The organism is Bacteroidota bacterium (assembly GCA_018698135.1).
Classification (GTDB): Bacteria; Bacteroidota; Bacteroidia; order CAILMK01; family JAAYUY01; genus JABINZ01.
The window spans coordinates 1-18,534 of record JABINZ010000166.1; the positions used below are offsets into that span (position 1 = coordinate 1).

At 35.1% G+C, this 18,534-nt stretch carries 19 protein-coding genes; all 19 read left to right on the plus strand.

Translation table 11 applies throughout. The features are described 5' to 3' along the window. Positions 1-1,359: VWA domain-containing protein (locus HOG71_11115; protein ID MBT5991387.1), on the plus strand; the 1,359-nt coding region annotated here is incomplete at its 5' end. 11 nt (positions 1,360-1,370) lie between these two features. Beyond that, positions 1,371-3,425 (plus strand): VWA domain-containing protein, encoded by a 2,055-nt coding sequence (locus HOG71_11120; protein ID MBT5991388.1) that lies wholly within the window; start codon positions 1,371-1,373, stop codon positions 3,423-3,425. A 173-nt stretch (positions 3,426-3,598) separates the two neighbouring features. Further along, on the plus strand, positions 3,599-3,946 hold the full coding sequence (rplS, locus tag HOG71_11125) for a 50S ribosomal protein L19 (protein MBT5991389.1): 348 nt from the start codon (positions 3,599-3,601) through the stop codon (positions 3,944-3,946). 280 nt (positions 3,947-4,226) lie between these two features. Then, the gene (locus HOG71_11130; protein ID MBT5991390.1) at positions 4,227-6,470 is read left to right on the plus strand and encodes a UvrD-helicase domain-containing protein; all 2,244 of its coding nucleotides are present in this window, start codon (positions 4,227-4,229) and stop codon (positions 6,468-6,470) included. Between the two features lie 25 nt (positions 6,471-6,495). Continuing rightward, positions 6,496-7,146, plus strand: coding sequence for a DUF4290 domain-containing protein (locus tag HOG71_11135; GenBank protein MBT5991391.1), 651 nt, complete (start codon positions 6,496-6,498; stop codon positions 7,144-7,146). Positions 7,147-7,158: 12 nt separating this feature from the next. Next, complete coding sequence (murA, locus tag HOG71_11140; GenBank protein MBT5991392.1) at positions 7,159-8,481, plus strand: UDP-N-acetylglucosamine 1-carboxyvinyltransferase; 1,323 nt, start codon at positions 7,159-7,161, stop codon at positions 8,479-8,481. Positions 8,482-8,485: 4 nt separating this feature from the next. Next, a complete protein-coding gene (locus tag HOG71_11145; GenBank protein MBT5991393.1) occupies positions 8,486-9,001 on the plus strand; it encodes a TlpA family protein disulfide reductase in 516 nt (171 codons plus the stop codon). 74 nt (positions 9,002-9,075) lie between these two features. Next, entirely contained in the window at positions 9,076-9,654 is a 579-nt protein-coding gene (gene grpE, locus HOG71_11150) for a nucleotide exchange factor GrpE (GenBank protein MBT5991394.1), read from the plus strand. A 2-nt stretch (positions 9,655-9,656) separates the two neighbouring features. After that, positions 9,657-10,805 carry a molecular chaperone DnaJ gene (gene dnaJ / locus HOG71_11155; GenBank protein MBT5991395.1) on the plus strand — a complete coding sequence of 383 codons (1,149 nt, stop codon included), beginning with the start codon at positions 9,657-9,659 and terminating at the stop codon, positions 10,803-10,805. A gap of 106 nt (positions 10,806-10,911) precedes the next feature. Next, positions 10,912-11,313, plus strand: coding sequence for an Rrf2 family transcriptional regulator (locus tag HOG71_11160; protein MBT5991396.1), 402 nt, complete (start codon positions 10,912-10,914; stop codon positions 11,311-11,313). 193 nt (positions 11,314-11,506) lie between these two features. Further along, the gene (locus HOG71_11165; GenBank protein MBT5991397.1) at positions 11,507-11,917 is read left to right on the plus strand and encodes an Rrf2 family transcriptional regulator; all 411 of its coding nucleotides are present in this window, start codon (positions 11,507-11,509) and stop codon (positions 11,915-11,917) included. Further along, positions 11,917-12,861: a 4Fe-4S binding protein gene (locus HOG71_11170; GenBank protein ID MBT5991398.1), complete on the plus strand. Its 945-nt coding sequence runs from the start codon at positions 11,917-11,919 to the stop codon at positions 12,859-12,861. Before HOG71_11165 ends, HOG71_11170 begins: the two co-directional genes overlap by 1 nt. A 233-nt stretch (positions 12,862-13,094) precedes the next feature. Continuing rightward, complete coding sequence (locus tag HOG71_11175; protein ID MBT5991399.1) at positions 13,095-14,360, plus strand: hypothetical protein; 1,266 nt, start codon at positions 13,095-13,097, stop codon at positions 14,358-14,360. A gap of 28 nt (positions 14,361-14,388) precedes the next feature. Next, positions 14,389-14,781: a cupin domain-containing protein gene (locus tag HOG71_11180; GenBank protein ID MBT5991400.1), complete on the plus strand. Its 393-nt coding sequence runs from the start codon at positions 14,389-14,391 to the stop codon at positions 14,779-14,781. Positions 14,782-14,858: 77 nt separating this feature from the next. Next, complete coding sequence (locus tag HOG71_11185) at positions 14,859-16,088, plus strand: DUF438 domain-containing protein (protein MBT5991401.1); 1,230 nt, start codon at positions 14,859-14,861, stop codon at positions 16,086-16,088. Positions 16,089-16,179: 91 nt separating this feature from the next. Then, positions 16,180-16,698 (plus strand): DUF1858 domain-containing protein, encoded by a 519-nt coding sequence (locus tag HOG71_11190; GenBank protein MBT5991402.1) that lies wholly within the window; start codon positions 16,180-16,182, stop codon positions 16,696-16,698. Between the two features lie 139 nt (positions 16,699-16,837). Beyond that, the gene (locus HOG71_11195) at positions 16,838-17,389 is read left to right on the plus strand and encodes a hemerythrin (protein ID MBT5991403.1); all 552 of its coding nucleotides are present in this window, start codon (positions 16,838-16,840) and stop codon (positions 17,387-17,389) included. Between the two features lie 21 nt (positions 17,390-17,410). Next, positions 17,411-17,779, plus strand: a complete 369-nt coding sequence (locus tag HOG71_11200; GenBank protein MBT5991404.1) for a cupin domain-containing protein — start codon at positions 17,411-17,413, stop codon at positions 17,777-17,779. A 346-nt stretch (positions 17,780-18,125) separates the two neighbouring features. Beyond that, positions 18,126-18,534 (plus strand): TetR/AcrR family transcriptional regulator (locus HOG71_11205; GenBank protein MBT5991405.1); only part of this gene is annotated, 409 nt, incomplete at its 3' end.

Genomic DNA, 18,534 nt, shown 5'->3' on the forward strand with positions numbered 1-18,534 from the left:
AAGGGTCCGTTTTTACAATGGAAGTCAAAAGAGTCGTTTGATGTAGCAGGGAAAAAACAAACAGTCGAACATGCATTAGTGCGCTGTCTGGATAGCTATAAAGATGAGATTATTCCACTGAAAATTCAACTTGTTGATAAGAATAATCAGCTTGTTGATGAAATAATCAGACAGGTTTTTGTTCCAGCAACTCCTTTTTCTGATTCCGGATTATTCGTTAGCATCGATTCTTTAATTCTGGGTAATTTCCCTCAGATAGAAGTTGAATTTCATGTTGAGAATGAACTAACAGGTCAAATTATCAGTCAATTAACTAAATACAATCTTGGATTGACAGAAGATTCGTTGATCATTTCCAATGATAGTTTTTCTCTTGAAAAAAGCACATCAGGAGGTGTTGATGAGGTCGATATCATTTTTGTTCTTGATGTGACCGGAAGTATGACAGATGATATTGAAGAAGTAAAATCACACATCAATGAATTTGCTGATAGTTTGGAGCTTTATTCAATTGATTATCGATTGGGCATGGTTACATTTTTAGATGTAATTGAAAATGTGTATGATTTTACCTCCAACGTTAACACGTTTTATAAGTATATCAATGAACAATATGCACATGGAGGTGGAGATGGGCCAGAAAATTCGCTGGATGCACTAAAAAGGGCAACTGAATTTAGTTTTAGACCAGCTGCCAAGCGGATTATAATTTGGATAACTGATGCACCATTTCATATTCAAAATCAAAATACAAACCTTTCCATTATGGATGTGGTTAATTTAACATTGAATGCTGGAATCACGGTATTTGCTGTTGGCCCCACAAGTTATCAAACTGAGTTTTTTGATCAGATCGTTCTAAATACAAATGGGAAATTTTTCGATATTAATGGCAATATGAGGGATGTGCTGTTGGAAGTTTCCCGTATGCAATCAAGTGGGAATTTCGTCTTAAAATACAATTCTCCAGCAAGCTTTAATAAATTGCATAAGGGGATTATTGAAATTCATTATGCTGGTTTGGGAGGAGAAGGTGAGTTTACCTATAAAGTAACCCGTGGAGGAGCTATTGGTATTTCAACAGCTTTAACTGAGTCGCTTAAAATTTCACCAAATCCAGTATTGGAAACATTAAATATTCAATTACCCGATAAACTTTTTACGAAAGGAGAATTAAGTATTTACGATGCGACAGGCAAACTCGAATATGCTTCACAAATTAACAGTTCACAAGTATCCATCAATAAAGCTGATTTTAACTCTTCGTCAAAAGCGGGTGTGTATATATTGAAAATAATAGTGTATGATGCTGACTATAGTTCAGAGGTTTACGTTTCACCATTTATTGTTAACGAATAAATTACAGCATCATGAAAACGAAATTATTAATTAGCTTATTATTGATTGTTAGCATTAATTTCACTTTTGCCGATGGTATTATGTTATCATCAAAAGAAAGTTACCCGAACCATCTTCTTAAAAATGTAAGTACCGAAATTAATGTAGAGATAAATGGATTAGTTGCTATTACCACTGTTTTTCAGAAATTTTTGAATGAAAGTGATTCTATAACTGATGCCGTTTGGAATTTTCCTCTACCTGAAAAAGCGCGCAGCATGCGCATGAGGTATTGGTATAACGATACGGCCTATGATGCAAAACTAATGGTCATTCAGCAAACTACTAATCCGGGAACGGGAGAAGGTGGAATTGCTGCTGAAATTAATAATTACATAGGTAAAAATGGAATTCGGGTTCATCTGAAAAAAATACGACCACACGATATCCAGGCTGTTGAGTTGACTTATATCGAATTATTAGACTACGATAATGGGAACTGTAGCTATACATATCCATTGGAAACAAAAGATTTGGTTTCTTTTCCTATCGACTATGTGAAAATTAATATTGATTTAAAAAGTAATCGAACTGTTTTACATTATGATGCAAAGAATTTTTCATCCGACTTGTTTGAATTAGGGAATGATTCAGATAAGCATTTGACCTTGGAAGTCTTAAAACCGAAAGCTTATTTATCTGCGGATTTTGATTTCGAATTTACCATTGACAATGTATCTTTTGATCAATATATGTATTCTTCCTTGACGGATTCAACGATGGGCTATTTTAACCTTTTTTGGGTTAATCAAATTTTCATGGAAGGATATAATTACATGAATTCAAAAATTGTTTTTTTGATTGGGAATTCCTCAACTATGTCGGGCTACAAATTGCAGCAAAGTTTAATAGCTGTCAAAAATGCTCTCGATATGCTTAGCAGGAATGATTCATTTAATATCATACTATATAATTCAACAGTCGACAAATGGAAGGATAGTTTGGTAGTAGCTGATTCCATGAATGTTTTATTGGCAAAAACATATCTTGACAATGTTAAAGGTCACTATGGTAACTGGCTGGATATTGGTTTACAAGAAGCTTTGGGGCAATTTAATAATGCATCTAATTCAAACACAATATTTGCTTTTACAGATGGGAAGTCAGCCTTAGATCCAATCAAAATAAAGGATATAAATTTATTTAAAACAGCCATATTTATAGCGGCCATTGGTAAAGATGTGGATCGATATCGCCTTGAAATGACTAGCTCGTTGAATTATGGATTTGTCAGATATTTCGATGAAGATGATGATATTAAAAAAGGATTGAACAGCATATTCTTATCCATCAGCCATCCTGTATTTAAAAATACCCAAATGGATTTCAACAAATCCGATGTAATTGATGTAGGCCCTGTTCCATTTCCTACTGCTTTTGTGGGCACTTATTTTTATGCAGCTGGTCGATATAGTATTCCAGATACAGCTACCTGTAAAATGACATTTGAAGGGATTTATGGTCATGTTAAGTACCCATTTTTATTGACGTATAATGGATATAATGAGTCCAACAATTTTGCTAAAAACCTTTGGGCTAAGCAAAAAATGGATGATTTGGAAAGAAAAATAATGATTTATGGAGAGAGTGAAGTCTGGAAGCAAGAATTGATTGAGTTAAGTTTAGCCTATAAAATGAAATGTAGATATACAGCATACATTGCTACTTATGAGTACGACCCAGGCGGACCTTGGTTGGATATTGAGGAAAGTGATGAGAAGCCAAACATGCAGACAAATTCACAAATTGAACTCTATTATCCAAATCCGTTTTCTTCTTATCTGAATGTCAATATTTATCTAAGCAAACATGATTTTAACAAAACCAAGCTTTTGAAAATTTACAACAGTGCTGGAATACTTGTCCATCTGGTTGATTTAACAATGTACCCCGAAGGCTCATTTGAATTGCATTTGCTATTGGATAAGTATCGAAACAGACTATCGTTGGGATACAATGTACTTATACTTCAAATCGGTAATGAGGTGGTGAGTTCTGCTAAAATACTGTATGTGCCTAATCATTAATCTATTGCTTTGGAATACGATTGTGTTTGGACCTATTAAATCGTAGTATAGAGATAAAATAACAGACCTGATTCGTGTAGTTTGAGAAGAAATAAAAAATTATGAACAGAAGTTTGTGTGAATTAATAGATTAGTTATCTTTGCACTCCATTTTCATGAGTAAATAGAGAAAAATGAACCAGTTAATTAAGGATATACAGAAGAAAAGCTTAAGAACAGATCTTGCTCAGTTCAAAGCTGGAGATACTATAGTTGTTAATTATAGAATCATTGAAGGGAATAAAGAAAGGGTTCAGCCATTTCAAGGTATTGTTTTACAACGTAAAGGTGAAGCCGAAGTTGCTACATTTACTGTGAGAAAAATCAGTGGTGGAATTGGTATTGAAAGAGTATTTCCAATAAATTCACCAAAGATTGAAAGCATTGAAGTCAAGAAAAGAGGTAAAGTCAGGAGAGCAAAGATTTTCTATTTACGCGAACTGAAAGGTAAAAAAGCAAAAGTGAAAGAATTACGTAGATAATTAGCTACGAAATTATTTTTTATATACGAATTATGAAAACCGCCAATAGGCGGTTTTTGTGTTTTATCGACTATATTTCTTTTACATGGAAGCTATAAAAAATGCAGTTCTGAGTTTAATAATTTCTTGGACTTTTTACAGCTATAAAATTAAGTACTTACAATTGTAATTTCCATCATCAGGTAGTAAGTTTACAACTTCAAAGGATAGCAATTTCCTGTCTTTTTGGTGGATATTATTAGCGCTTTCCCAATTTATAACATACTAATCATTTTCAGAGTTGAAAGGATACTTAGACGAATTCAATGAACAACAACGACAAGCTGTAGAACACACAGATGGTCCTTCTCTGATTATAGCCGGAGCTGGTTCAGGTAAAACCCGTGTGCTTACTACCCGTATCGTCCATCTGATTAGTCAGGGGATTGATGCATTCAATATACTTGCTTTAACTTTTACCAATAAAGCAGCTAAGGAAATGCGGAAAAGGATAGAAGAAATGGTCGGTACAGATGCTAAAAACATTTGGATGGGAACATTTCACTCTGTTTTTGCACGCTTACTTCGTTCGGAAGCTGCAAAATTGGGCTATCCTGTAAATTTTACAATTTATGATACAGAAGATTCAAAAAGCCTGATTCGTACAATTCTAAAAGAAGAGCAACTCGATAGCAAACTCTACAATGCTTCTTTCGTTTATAATCGTATATCAGGATTGAAAAATAATCTGATCACTCCCAAACAATACTTAAATGATGAAGAATATATTTCTGAAGATTTAGCAAATGGGCGCCCTAAATTCGGAGAAATTTATTTGAAATACACATCTCGTTGTTTTAAGTCTGGTGCAATGGATTTTGATGATTTGTTGTTAAAGACTCACATTTTGTTGGAAAACTTTCCGGAAGCGTTGAATAAATACCAGCATCAATTCAAACATGTGCTGATTGATGAGTTTCAGGACACAAATCGAGTTCAATATTTGATAGTCAAGCGCATAGCCGCTGCAACTCGCAACCTGAGTGTGGTTGGCGATGACTCTCAATCAATTTATTCATTCAGAGGAGCGAATATTAAAAATATCTTACACTTTGAGAAAGATTATCCAGAATTGAAAGTGTTTAAACTGGAACAGAATTATCGATCCACTAAAACCATCGTTGACGCCTCGGGCAATATCATTGAAAAAAATAAATTCCGCTTGCCAAAGAAATTATGGACCTCCAATGAGGCAGGAACTAAAATCCAGTTGATTAAGGCATCCTCTGAGTCAGAAGAAGCAAATTTGGTTACACAAGTCATTATCAAAGAGCGTCAGGAATTTAATCGAAACCTGAATGATTTTGTTGTTTTATACCGAACCAATGCACAGTCCAGAGCTTTTGAAGAATCACTTAGGAGGTTTAGTATTGATTATCGCCTCATAGGTAGTTTGTCTTTTTACAAGCGAAAGGAAATCAAGGATATACTTGCTTATTGTCGTTTTGTATTAAATCCGAATGATGAAGAAAGTCTGCGAAGAATAATTAATTATCCTGGACGAGGAATTGGCAACACAACAGTCGCAAAACTTGTTGTTTTGGCTGATGACAACCAGTGCTCACTTTGGGATATTATAACAAATATCAGATCTTTTAATCTGACACAACGATTTGTAAATGCAATTGATGACTTTGCTACATTACTGAAGAGTTTTCAGGTGAAGATTAAGGACGCAGATGCATTCGAAGCAACATCCTATATTGCGAAAGAAACAGGAATTCAGAAATTACTCTTTGAAGACAAAAGTATTGAAGGCATAAGTCGTTATGAGAACCTGCAAAATTTACTTTCTGCTATAAAAGAATTCACCGAGCGTGATGATATTGATGAAAAAGATCTGGGAACATTTTTACAAGATGTTTCTTTGATGACAGATGCCGATACAAAGAATGATGAAGGCGACAAAGTAACCCTTATGACAGTTCATTCTGCAAAAGGCTTGGAGTTTCATGTTGTTTTTATAGTAGGGCTGGAGGAAAATTTATTTCCTTCACAAATGTCAATGAATTCGAGGGAGGAAATAGAAGAAGAAAGGCGTTTGTTTTATGTGGCGATAACACGAGCTGAGCAAAGATTGTATATGTCGTATGCTCAATCCAGATTCAGATGGGGCAATATTACCTTTTGCGAATCCAGTCGGTTTTTAGATGAAATAGATGCACAACACATCGATTTTAATATGATACAGGCTAGTGCAAAAAAGGCTTATTCGCCAAAGCCTGCTATAAAACCTAAACCCCGACTACAAAGCAACAAGCCTGTGCGGAAACCACAAGCGCGCCATATTGCTCCGGCAGACTTTAGTCCCGATGATACATCTGAATTGAAATCTGGCATGGAAGTAGAGCATAGTCGCTTTGGCAGAGGCAAAGTCATGCAAATTGATGGTCTGGCAGGAAATAAAAAAGCAACTATTAATTTTAATAATTTTGGACAGAAGCAGATTTTGTTGAAATTTGCTAAAATGAAAGTAATTCATTGAAAGATACCCAATTCAAATAAACATCATGGAATACAATACCAATCGAGTAAAACTGAATATGCCAGAATATGGCAGAAATCTGCAACTATTAGTAGATTTTGCGATTGAAATACCTGAACGTGACGAACGGAATAAAGCGGCTGAAACAATAATAAACCTTATGGCTCAGCAAAATCCGCAACTTAAAAATCAGCCTGAGTATACACAGAAACTTTGGGGGCATTTATTCATTATGTCTGGTCATAAGTTGGATGTAGATTCGCCATTTTCGCAAGAAGATATGGCAAAATCCATGGAAAATAAGAAAGAAAAAATCCTTTATCCGAAAAAGGATTTTAAATACAGATTCTACGGTAAAAATGTAGAATTAATGATTAAGCGTTGTGACGAAATGGATGATGGTGAAATCAAAGAGCAGTTTAAATTAACCATCGCCAGCTATATGCGCATGTCTTATAAATTGTGGAATGATGATAAGGTTTCAGATGAAGTTATTTTAAAACATCTAAACGAACTTTCTGAAGGGAAAATTGTGATTGAAAAAATTCCCGAGTATATGAAAGTGCATGAACCAAAAGCCTTTAATAAGGAAAGTAGCAATACCAATAAAAAGTTCAAGCAACGAAGCAATTATTCTAAGAAGAACACCAATAAAAACTATCGTTCAAGATCCTAATAAAGCAAATAAATGGATTTCTTTAAGATTGAAGGACCTGTAAAACTCAAAGGAGAAATACAACCACAAGGAGCTAAAAATGAAGCGCTTCAAATATTGGCGGCTGTATTATTAACGCAAGAAAAAGTATTAATTAAAAATATTCCTGACATCATAGATATTCGAAGACAAATTTCTTTGTTAGAGATGTTGGGTGTTCAGGTCAATCGGCTTTCAAATAATGATATTGAATTTACTGCCTCCGATATTAATTTAGAAATACTTGAGTCGGATGATTTCCTTAATTTGAGCAGAAATATCAGAGGATCTGTATTATTAATAGGCCCGATGTTGGCCCGATTTCAAGAAATGGTATTGTCGAAACCTGGTGGTGATAAAATCGGACGAAGAAGTCTCGATACGCACTTATTAGGCTTAAAGGACTTAGGGGCTTTTTTCGATTTCGATCAAACAAAAAATCTGTTTAAATTAAAAACAAAGGGACTTAAAGGAGCATATATTCATTTAGATGAACCTTCTGTTACAGGAACAGGCAATATTTTAATGGCTGCAACTTTGGCCAAAGGTAAAACAACAATCTACAATGCCGCTTGTGAACCCTATATTCAACAATTGTGTCGTATGTTGAGTTGTATGGGCGCAAAAATTTCAGGTATTGGAACAAACAAACTTGAAATTGAGGGAGTTGATTCTTTGGGAGGCTGTGAACATACCTGTTTGGCCGACATGATTGAGGTTGGAAGTTTTATTGGTTTAGCTGCACTTACTGGCTCAGAAATCATCATTAAAAATGCAGGTATAAAAGACTTGGGAATTATACCCAAAGTGTTTCGGAAATTAGGAATCAGTTTTGTTTGTAATCAGGATGATATACTCATTCCTGCTCAGGGAGTGTATGAAATTGAGAAACAGATTGATGGCAATATACCGACTATTTACGATGCCCCATGGCCAGGTTTTACACCAGACCTAATCAGTATTGCTTTGGTTGTTGCTACACAAGCAAAAGGCAATGTCTTGATGCATCAGAAAATGTTTGAGAGTCGTTTGTTTTTTGTAGACAACCTAATCGATATGGGTGCACAAATCATTTTATGTGATCCACATCGAGCTACTGTGATGGGTTCTGCCAAACAACAGCATTTACGGGGTATCAAAATGCGCTCACCCGACATTAGGGCAGGAGTAGCACTTTTGTTGGCTGCTCTTTCAGCTGAAGGGGAAAGCACCATCTACAATATTGAGCAGATTGACAGAGGTTATGAGCAAATAGATAAACGCTTAAACTTACTTGGTGCCAATATTCAACGCTTTACAGAAGAGATTGTAAAATAAGCTTATGTCGAATTTCGTCAAAATAGTACTTTGTGTGATGCTGTTTTGGCCTATACATTTGTTTCCTCAGACCAATTTGACAATTGGAGATATTGCTCCTGAAATAACCATAAATGATCCTGAAGGAAATGAAATTAAGCTTTCATCGCTTAAAGGAAGTTTGGTGTTGATCGAGTTTTGGGCCTCATGGGATAGGAATTCGAGACAAAATCATCAAAAACTGGTTAATACCTATCATAAATACAATCAGAAAAAATTCAATAATGGTGTAGGATTTAATTGTTTCAGTGTTTCGCTGGATAAAAATCAAAACCTTTGGCTTACTGCCATAAATTTGGATGCTTTGGTCTGGAAATATCATGGATGCAGTTTTAGCTATTGGAATTGCACGAATGCACTGAATTATCAAATACAAAAAATACCCTCCTATTTCTTAATTGATGGCGAAGGAAAGCTAATTCAGAAGCTCAATACCTTAGATAATCTCAGCAAGATTTTGGATACATACATTTTGCAATAAAATTCGCTGTCATATTGGCAATAAGTTGTTTTGGCAATAAAATTGAAAGCGAATTGAGCAAATTTTAATGTCCCATGGCGAAGAAGAAAGTAAGTGCGAAAAAAGAGGAAATTCAGGAAGATATTGAAAAGCTGAATAAGGATGAGAAAGTAGTTAATGATAAAACTACTGATGAAGCACAAGAAGAACCCCAAATAGTAGAAAGTGAGTTGGATAAAATGAAGCGCGAACGTGATGAATTGCAGGATAAGTATTTGAGACTATATTCCGATTTTGAAAACTTCAGAAGAAGAACAGCAAAGGAAAAAATAGATTTAATCGATCATGCATCAGAGAGAATAATTGTTGAAATTTTACCAGTTATTGACGATTTTGATCGTGCAATGCATTCTATGTCTGAAGCCAGCGAGATAAACAGCGTTTGTGAAGGTGTCAATATAATTTACAATAAACTCAAGAAATCATTGACAGATAAGGGATTAAGTGAGATTGATTGCATTGGTAAGGATTTCGATCCGGAAATTCATGAGGCCCTAACAAAAATACCCGCACCCAAAAAGAAACTTGCTGGAAAAGTAGTTGACCAAATCCAGAAAGGCTATTCGCTGAATGGAAAGGTTATCAGGCATTCTAAAGTTGTGGTAGGAGAATAATTATGAGCGCAAAAAGAGATTATTACGAAATACTTGGTGTCAATCGCAATGCGGCTGCTGATGAAATAAAAAAAGCCTATCGTCAAATGGCGATAAAGTTTCATCCTGACAAAAATCCCGATAACAAAGAGGCCGAAGAAAAGTTTAAAGAAGCTGCCGAAGCCTATGAAGTATTGAGTGATCAGGACAAACGAAGTCGATACGATAGGTTTGGTCATGCCGGTATGCAAGGTCAACAAGGTTTTGGTGGAAGCAGCATGTCAATGGATGACATATTTGAACATTTTGGTGATATTTTTGGTGGGGGCGGAAGCCCTTTTGATTCCTTCTTTGGTGGAGGAGGTAGTAGGAGAAAAACTTACAAAGGCAGTGATTTACGTGTAAAAGTACAACTGAGTTTGAAAGAAATTGCCAATGGAGTTACAAAAAAAATTAAAGTAAAAAAATCGGTTGCATGCAGCAGTTGTGGAGGCAGTGGTGCTAAAAGTAAAAATGCTTTTCGACAATGCTCTGCTTGTGGAGGAGCTGGTCAAGTAAAACGTGCTACCAATACTTTTCTTGGTCAAATGTATACGACTAGTAGCTGTACTTCCTGTAATGGAGAAGGACGCATCATTTCTGATCAATGCACTGATTGTAGGGGCGATGGTCGTGTGATGGGTGAAGAAATTATTGAAATTAAAGTGCCAGGAGGAGTTACAGATGGTGTTCAGCTTTCTGTTAATGGAAAGGGGAATGCAGCTCCCAGAGGTGGTATTGCTGGCGATTTGATTGTCGCAGTTGAAGAAAAAGCAGATCAATTCCTTAAAAGAGAAGGAACAAATGTCATCTATGATCTGTATATGAATTTTGCCGATTTAGCCTTAGGTACCCAAGTCGAGGTTCCAACCATTGATGGCAAAGCAAAAATTAGTATTCCTTCAGGTACACAAGGAGGAAAAGTATTCCGATTAAGAAATAAAGGTATTCCTGAGCTAAATTCTTACGGAAGAGGAGACCAACTCATTCATGTTAATGTTTGGGTGCCTTCTAACCTTAGTTCTGAAGAAAAACGGATACTGGAAAACCTGAAGTCCTCTGTTAATTTTAATCCCGATCCAGATCATTCTGGAGCAGGCATATTTGATAAGGTGAGAGAAATGTTCCGCTAGACATTTTATAGATAAAAATGGATTTGTTTTATAACATTTCTTTTCATTATTTCATGCAACAAATTTGAATTATATTTGAGTATTAAAATACTTAATACTCTGAATTATGTCGAAGGTTGTTACCCTATCCGAAGCTGCATCTATTGGTTTGCATGGAATGATTCTCATTGCCAAGGCAGAAAATGAAATGGTTAATGTGCTGAAAATTGCAGAATTAACCGGTTCATCCAAACATCATGTGGCAAAAGTATTTCAACGATTGGTGAAAATTGGATTGTTGAATTCATTCAGAGGACCTAACGGAGGATTTTCATTACGCAAAAAGGCGAATGAAATAAGTTTATTGGAAATATACGAGGGCATCGAAGGTGAAATCCAAATTTCAGACTGTCCCATGGATCATAAAATTTGTGCTTTTGGCAAATGTATTCTGGACAACGTAACCAATAAAATGACCATTCAATTTAAGGAGTTTCTTCAATCTCAAAGTTTGAAGGATTATCTTTAAAATATTAGGTACTGTAAAACTGTAAACTTTTTTTGATCAGATATCCTATAATAACCCTGACAGGGTTCCAAACCCTGTCAGGGTTATTAATTTAAATGCTTGAATACCCTTCCACTTTATTTGCTAAAAAATTTGTTTGCCGAATATTTAATTTTATATTTGCGTAATCAAATACCGAAATTCCTAAAAAGAATTGAGCAAGTTAATCAACATATCTGAAGCTTCAACGATAGCTATTCACAGCTTGGCTTTAATTTCAAATTCTGAAAAGCCATTAAAAGCACATGAAATAGCAGGACGTCTTGGTTTTTCAATCCATCATGTACCAAAAGTATTGCAGATATTAGTCAAGTACAATTACCTCAATTCTGTTCGTGGACCCAGAGGTGGATTCACTTTGAAAAAAGAGGCGGATTCTATTAATCTGTTGGAAATACATGAGTTAATTGATGGTGAATTGGAAACAGACCATTGTGGACATAATAAGGAAGATTGTCCTTTTGACATTTGTGTTTATGGAAGTGTTCGGGAAGAAATGCTTGAAAAATTTAAACAGTTTTTTAGCAATAAAAAATTAAGTGATATTAATAAAAAGACAGAATAATGATTCGAGAAATAATAAAAATTGATGAAGATCTGTGCAATGGTTGTGGTTTGTGTATACCAGGTTGTCCAGAAGGCGCTCTGCAAATAATTGATGGCAAAGCCAGGTTGGTTTCAGATTTAATGTGTGATGGATTAGGTGCATGCATAGGTGATTGCCCTGAAGGAGCTATTGAGATTGAAAAAAGAGAAGCTGAGCCGTATGATGAAATTAAAGTCATTGAAATAATTGCAACTCAGCATGGTAAAAATACAACCATAGCTCATTTGAAACATTTAAAAGATCATGGTGAGCACGATTTTATGAAACAAGCCGTAGGATGGTTGAGTACGCATGCTGATCAATTTGATTTCGATTTTGCCGAAGTAAGATCAGAAGTTCATAATTATAAGGCAGGAGGAAGTGGACACCATCACAATCATGAACAACATCAAAAAACAGAACCTATGAGTATACAATCAATGCATGGAGGAGGCGGATGCCCCGGTTCTCAATCCATGGACTTCAGAGATCAAAAAATAGATGTGCAGGGATTACAACTGGATCATTCAGTGAGTTTACAATCTGAATTGCGCCAATGGCCTGTGCAAATGCATTTGATCAATCCAAATGCACCCTACTTTCAAAATGCCGATGTGGTGTTGGCAGCTGATTGTGTAGCTTTTTCCATCGCTAATTTCCATCAGGATTATTTGAAAGGAAAAAGCTTGGCTATTGCCTGTCCTAAGTTGGATAGCAATCAGGAAATATATATGCAAAAACTAGTTGGCATGATTGACAGTGCAAAGATCAATACATTGACAGTGATGATCATGGAAGTGCCTTGCTGTGGTGGTTTGATTCAGATGGCAAAACAGGCAGTTAGTCAAGCTGGAAGAAACATTCCTTTGAAGATGATTAAAGTAGGGATTAAGGGGGATATACTACAAGAGGAATGGGTTTAGAAAATAGGAGCTGTCTTAAAAGGCCTACTATCTACTTCTTTTCGTCATTCCCTTGAAAAAGGGAATCTCATAATCAACAACTAGAGATTCCCGCTTTCGCGAGAATGACGGCTATGGGGCCTTTTGAGGCAGCCTCATTCAGGAAGCATGAAATTAGAATATATGCCTGATTTTCAATCGCACAAAAAAAGTATACTGGATTAAAAAAAGTTTGCAAACAAATAAATGAAACTATGAAAAAGAAAGTCCTATTTATAAGTATTTTAATAAGCATACAATTTTATACGTTTGCTCAATTTTCAATTGATGGAGAATTTCGACCAAGAACTGAGTATAATCATGGACTAAAAAAGTTAACTGCACCCAATACCGATGCAACCATTTTTACAGCTCAGCGCACAAGAATTAGTTTCAATTTTGAGAATGATTTTATGGTGTCAAAAATTACATTTCAGGATGTAAGAAATTGGGGCAGTACTCCACAACTTGCCGCAAGTGATGGTTTTTCTGCTTTGCATGAAGCTTGGGTTCAGGTGAAGTTGGCAAAAAGCTGGGCATTGAAAGCCGGACGTCAGGAATTAGTATATGACGATCACAGGATTTTTGGTAATGTAGGTTGGGCACATCAAGCCAGGAGTCATGATGTGGCTGTTTTGAAGTTCGACAAAAAAGGTATTGTGAAATTCGATTTTGGTATAGCATTTAATCAAAATGCTACACTATCCGATCCTTACGCAACGGCTGGCTATAAAGCTATGCAATACTTTTGGCTACAAAAAGATCTTGGAAAGTATATTGATATGAGCTTTTTAATCCTAAATAATGGATTACAATATCAAGATCCATCAAGTTTGAAATATTCAGTACTTTATAGCCAAACAACAGGAGCAAGATTTACGGTTAAACCAAAGGAAAATCTGGATATAAATTTAGCTGCCTATTATCAGGATGGAAAAGATGGTAGTGATAAGGATTTAACTGCCTATTATGTAGCTGCTAGTGCTACATTAGGATTGTTAGATAAAGATAAATTGAAGCTTACCGCTGGAATGGAGCTTCTTTCAGGTACTGATAGGGATTCAACAATAATGGTAAATAATTCATTTACTCCTTTGTATGGAACCAATCATAAGTTTAATGGTCATATGGATTATTTTTATGTGGGTAGTCATGTTGGCAATGTTGGTTTACAAGATATTTATTTCAAAGCTGCTTATAAAGTAGGGAAAATGACTCCTGGGATTGATTTTCATATCTTCTCAGCAGCAGCCATATTGCAAGATCAAGTAAATAATAAAGTATATGAGTCCTTATTGGGTTATGAAATAGATTTTAGTGTAGGATACAAACTAAATGATTTTGTATCATTCAAAGCTGGTTATTCTCAAATGCTTGCCACTGAATCAATGGAGTTTCTTAAAGGAGGAAGTAAAGATGAAAAGAATAATTGGGGATGGCTGATGTTAAGTGTTAGTCCTAAATTTTTTGAATCGAAATAAGTAGTAAAAAATAATTAAAAATAAAAAAATGGAAAATAGTCAAATACCAAATATAGCAGATTTCAAGAACAATGAACTGAAAGTAGAAACAAGAGAATTCGCAAAATCAAAGGTTTTTCGTTTTGATCAGGAAGTGGAATACAATAATGCTGCAGTTGTCAGTAAACACGCATTAAAAAAGGAAACCGGAAATGTAAGCCTGTTTTCTTTTGACAAAGGAGAAGGCTTAAGTACGCATTCAGCTCCATTTGATGCCTTGGTTCAGGTTATAGATGGACAGGCAGAAGTTATTATTGATGGAAATCCCTATAGCTTGAATTCAGGTGATTCCATTATCATGCCTGCTGATATTCCTCACAGTTTAAAAGCTGTTGAACGATTTAAAATGGTTCTCACAATGATTAAAAACAAGAAGCAATAGGATTTGATAACCTAAAAGTTAAAGTTGTATATTTTTACTTTTGGGTTAATTGTATTGATGAAAAATTGATTGATGAGATGAGCGAATTAATAAATAACTCCAAAGAAAAAAAGAAACTGCTGAAACATATGATCCTGCAGCTTCATGAAGGAGAGGCTCCGGATTTAGTTCGGAACCGATTAACAGATATTTTGAGGGAAGTTCCCTACGATATGGTGGTGGAAGTTGAACAGGAATTAATTTCTGAAGGTTTGCCAGTGGATGAAGTCCTTAAATTATGTGATATACATACGGATGTTTTGGACGGTCATATTGATCAAACTGGGGCAAAGGAAATTCCTGCTGGGCATCCGATTGATATTTTTAAAAATGAAAATATTGAACTGAGAAAAAGGATTGATGAACTGAATCAACAGTATTTAATGCTAATCAGTTGCAATACATCGGAAGCGATTAAAGCATATTTCTTAAAACTTAAAGTTTTCTTTAATGATTTATATGATGTTGAGAAGCATTATTTGCGGAAGGAAAATTTGTTATTCCCCTATCTTGAAAAAAATGGGATAACAGGACCTCCAAAAGTTATGTGGGGCAAGCATGATGAAACAAGGGAGCTTTTAAAAGCAGCCGCTGAAGCTTTAACAGCTGAAGGTGAGATTACAACAGAAGAGGCGCAAACGGTGGTTGATTTGATTTTGATTCCAGCATCAAAAGCTATAGACGACATGATCATGAAGGAAGAAGAAATTCTTTTTCCCATGGCAATGGACTTATTGACAGATTCGGATTGGTATGAAATTCAACTGCAAACGCTAGAAATTGGCTATTGTTTATATGATCCTGAAATCGAGTGGAAACCTGAAGGAATTGAAGAAGTGGAAATTGAAATATCCGCAGATTCCATTCAATTGCCTAGCGGTAGTTTTATGCTCAGGGAATTGATAGCTGTATTGAACAAACTTCCTGTTGACATGACTTTTGTTGATAAAAACGATAAAGTAAAATTCTTTTCACAAGGTGATCATAGGATATTTCATAGAAGCCGTGCAATATTGAATAGAGATGTCAGGATGTGTCATCCACCTTCCAGTATGCATGTGGTTGATCAAATCTTAAACGACTTTAAGTCTGGGAAAGAAGACAAAGCATCCTTTTGGATTCAGATGGGAGCTAAATTTATATTGATTGAATACTATGCGCTGAAAGATGATAAAGATGCTTATTTTGGAACATTGGAAGTGTCTCAAGACCTCTCCTATGCCAGGAGTTTGGAAGGAGAACAAAGGCTATTGTCGTATGATAAATGATGAAAGACAAAAAGATGGAAAGACAACATCTTTTAAGTCTTTTTAATCTTTCACAGTCTTTCACAGTCTTTCAAAATCTAAAAACTAAAATATGCAACCATTAATAATTACCCCAAAAACCAAAATATATGATCTTTTAGAAGCCTATCCGCAATTGGAAGCTGTTCTGATAGATTTGATCCCAACATTTAAGAAACTGCAAAATCCGATATTACGGAAAACAATTGCACGGGTAACTACTTTGCAACAAGCTGCCAAAGTTGGTGAAATGCCAATAGAAGAAATCATCAATAAATTCAGGGAAGAAGTAGGGCAAGATGCTATTGGTGATTTTGATAACCTGGATGCTGATTCAAATGAAAAACCCGATTGGTTTAATGCTGATGATGTGATGAAAACATTTGATGCAACCGAAATTATAAATCAAGGTGGACATCCTATGGATATTGTGCTAAGGGAAACAAGGGATTTTGAAATAGGGGAAGTTTATGAGTTGGTCACACCTTTTTTACCCGCACCTTTAATAGATGCGATGAAGAACCAGCATTTTGATGTCTGGATTGTGAAAATAAATGACGAAGAATTCAGGTCGTTTTTCTGTAGAGTCTGATTTGATAATGATTAAATGTTTAATAAAGGGCACCTCTAAAAACTCCTTTTAACTCCTCTCTATTCGTAGAGAGGATAGGGTGAGTCAATAAAAAGAAAGGTTTTTTGAGGTGTCTTGAATCAATTAAAAGCTAAAAAAAATGAAAGCAATTGACATATTAGTGAAAGAACACGAAAGCATTTTGAAAATGATTGAGATTGCACAAACAATGCTCAAGAGTTCAGAGGATAAAGCCAAAATCAATATCGACCATGTCGAGAGAATTATTGATTTCATAAAAAACTTTGCTGACAAATACCATCATCTGAAAGAAGAAGACGTATTATTTATGGAAATGGGAAATCATGGGATGCCAAAAGAAGGTGGTCCCATTGGAGTAATGCTTTTGGAACATGATGAAGGCAGGGCTTTTGTAAAACTAGCTGTTGAAGGAATTGATAAATATAAACAAGGAGATCTCTCGTCTTTTGATCAAATAGAAAGAAGTTTATTGAGTTATTGTGAATTATTAACACATCACATCCACAAGGAAAACCAGATTTTGTACCCCATGGCTGAACAAATGTTACCAGATCAACTTAAAAATGAGATGGCAGAAACATTTGAAAAAACGAATTCAACAACCGTTAATAATGAGTATTTCGATAAATACTTAAAGCTGGTTGATGAACTCAGTGCAATTTATTTATAGAAATCACTTTAAAATTTTCAAATGCAAGTTGTAAAGATAAAAGATGTTCAACGAGTTCAAAATCCGCATGGCGTTGATGCACGAAAAATACATGAAAATGAACATATTCAAGCCGTTCATCTTTGGTTAAAGCCAGGCGAGCAATTGATAAAACACGCTACCCCGGTTGATGTGTTCTTTTATATTCTTGAAGGAAATGGAATAGTCGAGATTGGAGATGAGAAGCAACATGTGACAAAAGACATGTTAGTTGATAGTCCGAAAAATATCCCACATTGTTTATATAATGATGGGGATGAAGATTTTAGGATATTGGTGGTAAAAACACCAAGGCCAAGCAATGAGCAGAATAAGCAGGCAGTTCAAGCTATGATGATGGGCTTAAAATGAAAATTGAATCCGCAATTGTACCTATGATGTAAAAATTGCCACAGATTTACAGTAAATATGTTTGTGGTATAATAAAGGATATACGTAAAATGAAATTTCATTAGATATTTCATGAAATAAGTCTGTAAAATAGTCTATTGAAATCCAGAACTAAAATAACCATTTCGTTTTATACTTGGAATTATTCTCTTCATAAAGCCAATAAGCAGGTATAATTGCTCAACTTTCTTACAACAAATAAAATAATTGAAGAAATATTTGGCAGTTAGTGAATATTAACTAACTTTGTTTTTCTTTACAAATGAAATTTTGAAGAAATAGACCGTAAATACTAAAATTATTAATAATGCAAACAGATAGACAAAAGGAAATAGTGGAAGTAGCCTTGGAATTGATTACTGAAAAAGGGATTCAGGGCCTGACCATTAAAAACCTTTCAAAGAAAATTGGAATTAGCGAACCTGCTATTTACAGGCATTTCGATAATAAAATACAGATACTAATTTCAATTCTTGAATTTTTTAAGGATAATACAGAGCAGATATTTAAAAAGGAATTAAACAACAATGACAAAGCCATCGACAAAATAGAGCATTTGTTCACACGTCATTTTGCGTCATTTTCTACAACACCTTCGTTGGTATCCGTAATTTTTGCTGAAGAAATTTTCAGGAACGAACCCATGCTTATTGAAAAGATTTCGGAGGTTATCAATAAAAATGATCAAATTCTTACAGCAATAATAACAGAGGGTC

Bases quoted from the DNA above. Each gene is read 5' to 3' on its own strand.
- HOG71_11120 (MBT5991388.1), top strand. From the start codon at position 1,371: ATGAAAACGAAATTATTAATTAGCTTATTATTGATTGTTAGCATTAAT.
- rplS (MBT5991389.1), top strand. From the start codon at position 3,599: ATGAACCAGTTAATTAAGGATATACAGAAGAAAAGCTTAAGAACAGAT.
- HOG71_11135 (MBT5991391.1), top strand. From the start codon at position 6,496: ATGGAATACAATACCAATCGAGTAAAACTGAATATGCCAGAATATGGC.
- murA (MBT5991392.1), top strand. From the start codon at position 7,159: ATGGATTTCTTTAAGATTGAAGGACCTGTAAAACTCAAAGGAGAAATA.
- HOG71_11145 (MBT5991393.1), top strand. From the start codon at position 8,486: ATGTCGAATTTCGTCAAAATAGTACTTTGTGTGATGCTGTTTTGGCCT.
- grpE (MBT5991394.1), top strand. From the start codon at position 9,076: ATGGCGAAGAAGAAAGTAAGTGCGAAAAAAGAGGAAATTCAGGAAGAT.
- dnaJ (MBT5991395.1), top strand. From the start codon at position 9,657: ATGAGCGCAAAAAGAGATTATTACGAAATACTTGGTGTCAATCGCAAT.
- HOG71_11160 (MBT5991396.1), top strand. From the start codon at position 10,912: ATGTCGAAGGTTGTTACCCTATCCGAAGCTGCATCTATTGGTTTGCAT.
- HOG71_11170 (MBT5991398.1), top strand. From the start codon at position 11,917: ATGATTCGAGAAATAATAAAAATTGATGAAGATCTGTGCAATGGTTGT.
- HOG71_11175 (MBT5991399.1), top strand. From the start codon at position 13,095: ATGAAAAAGAAAGTCCTATTTATAAGTATTTTAATAAGCATACAATTT.
- HOG71_11180 (MBT5991400.1), top strand. From the start codon at position 14,389: ATGGAAAATAGTCAAATACCAAATATAGCAGATTTCAAGAACAATGAA.
- HOG71_11185 (MBT5991401.1), top strand. From the start codon at position 14,859: ATGAGCGAATTAATAAATAACTCCAAAGAAAAAAAGAAACTGCTGAAA.
- HOG71_11190 (MBT5991402.1), top strand. From the start codon at position 16,180: ATGCAACCATTAATAATTACCCCAAAAACCAAAATATATGATCTTTTA.
- HOG71_11195 (MBT5991403.1), top strand. From the start codon at position 16,838: ATGAAAGCAATTGACATATTAGTGAAAGAACACGAAAGCATTTTGAAA.
- HOG71_11200 (MBT5991404.1), top strand. From the start codon at position 17,411: ATGCAAGTTGTAAAGATAAAAGATGTTCAACGAGTTCAAAATCCGCAT.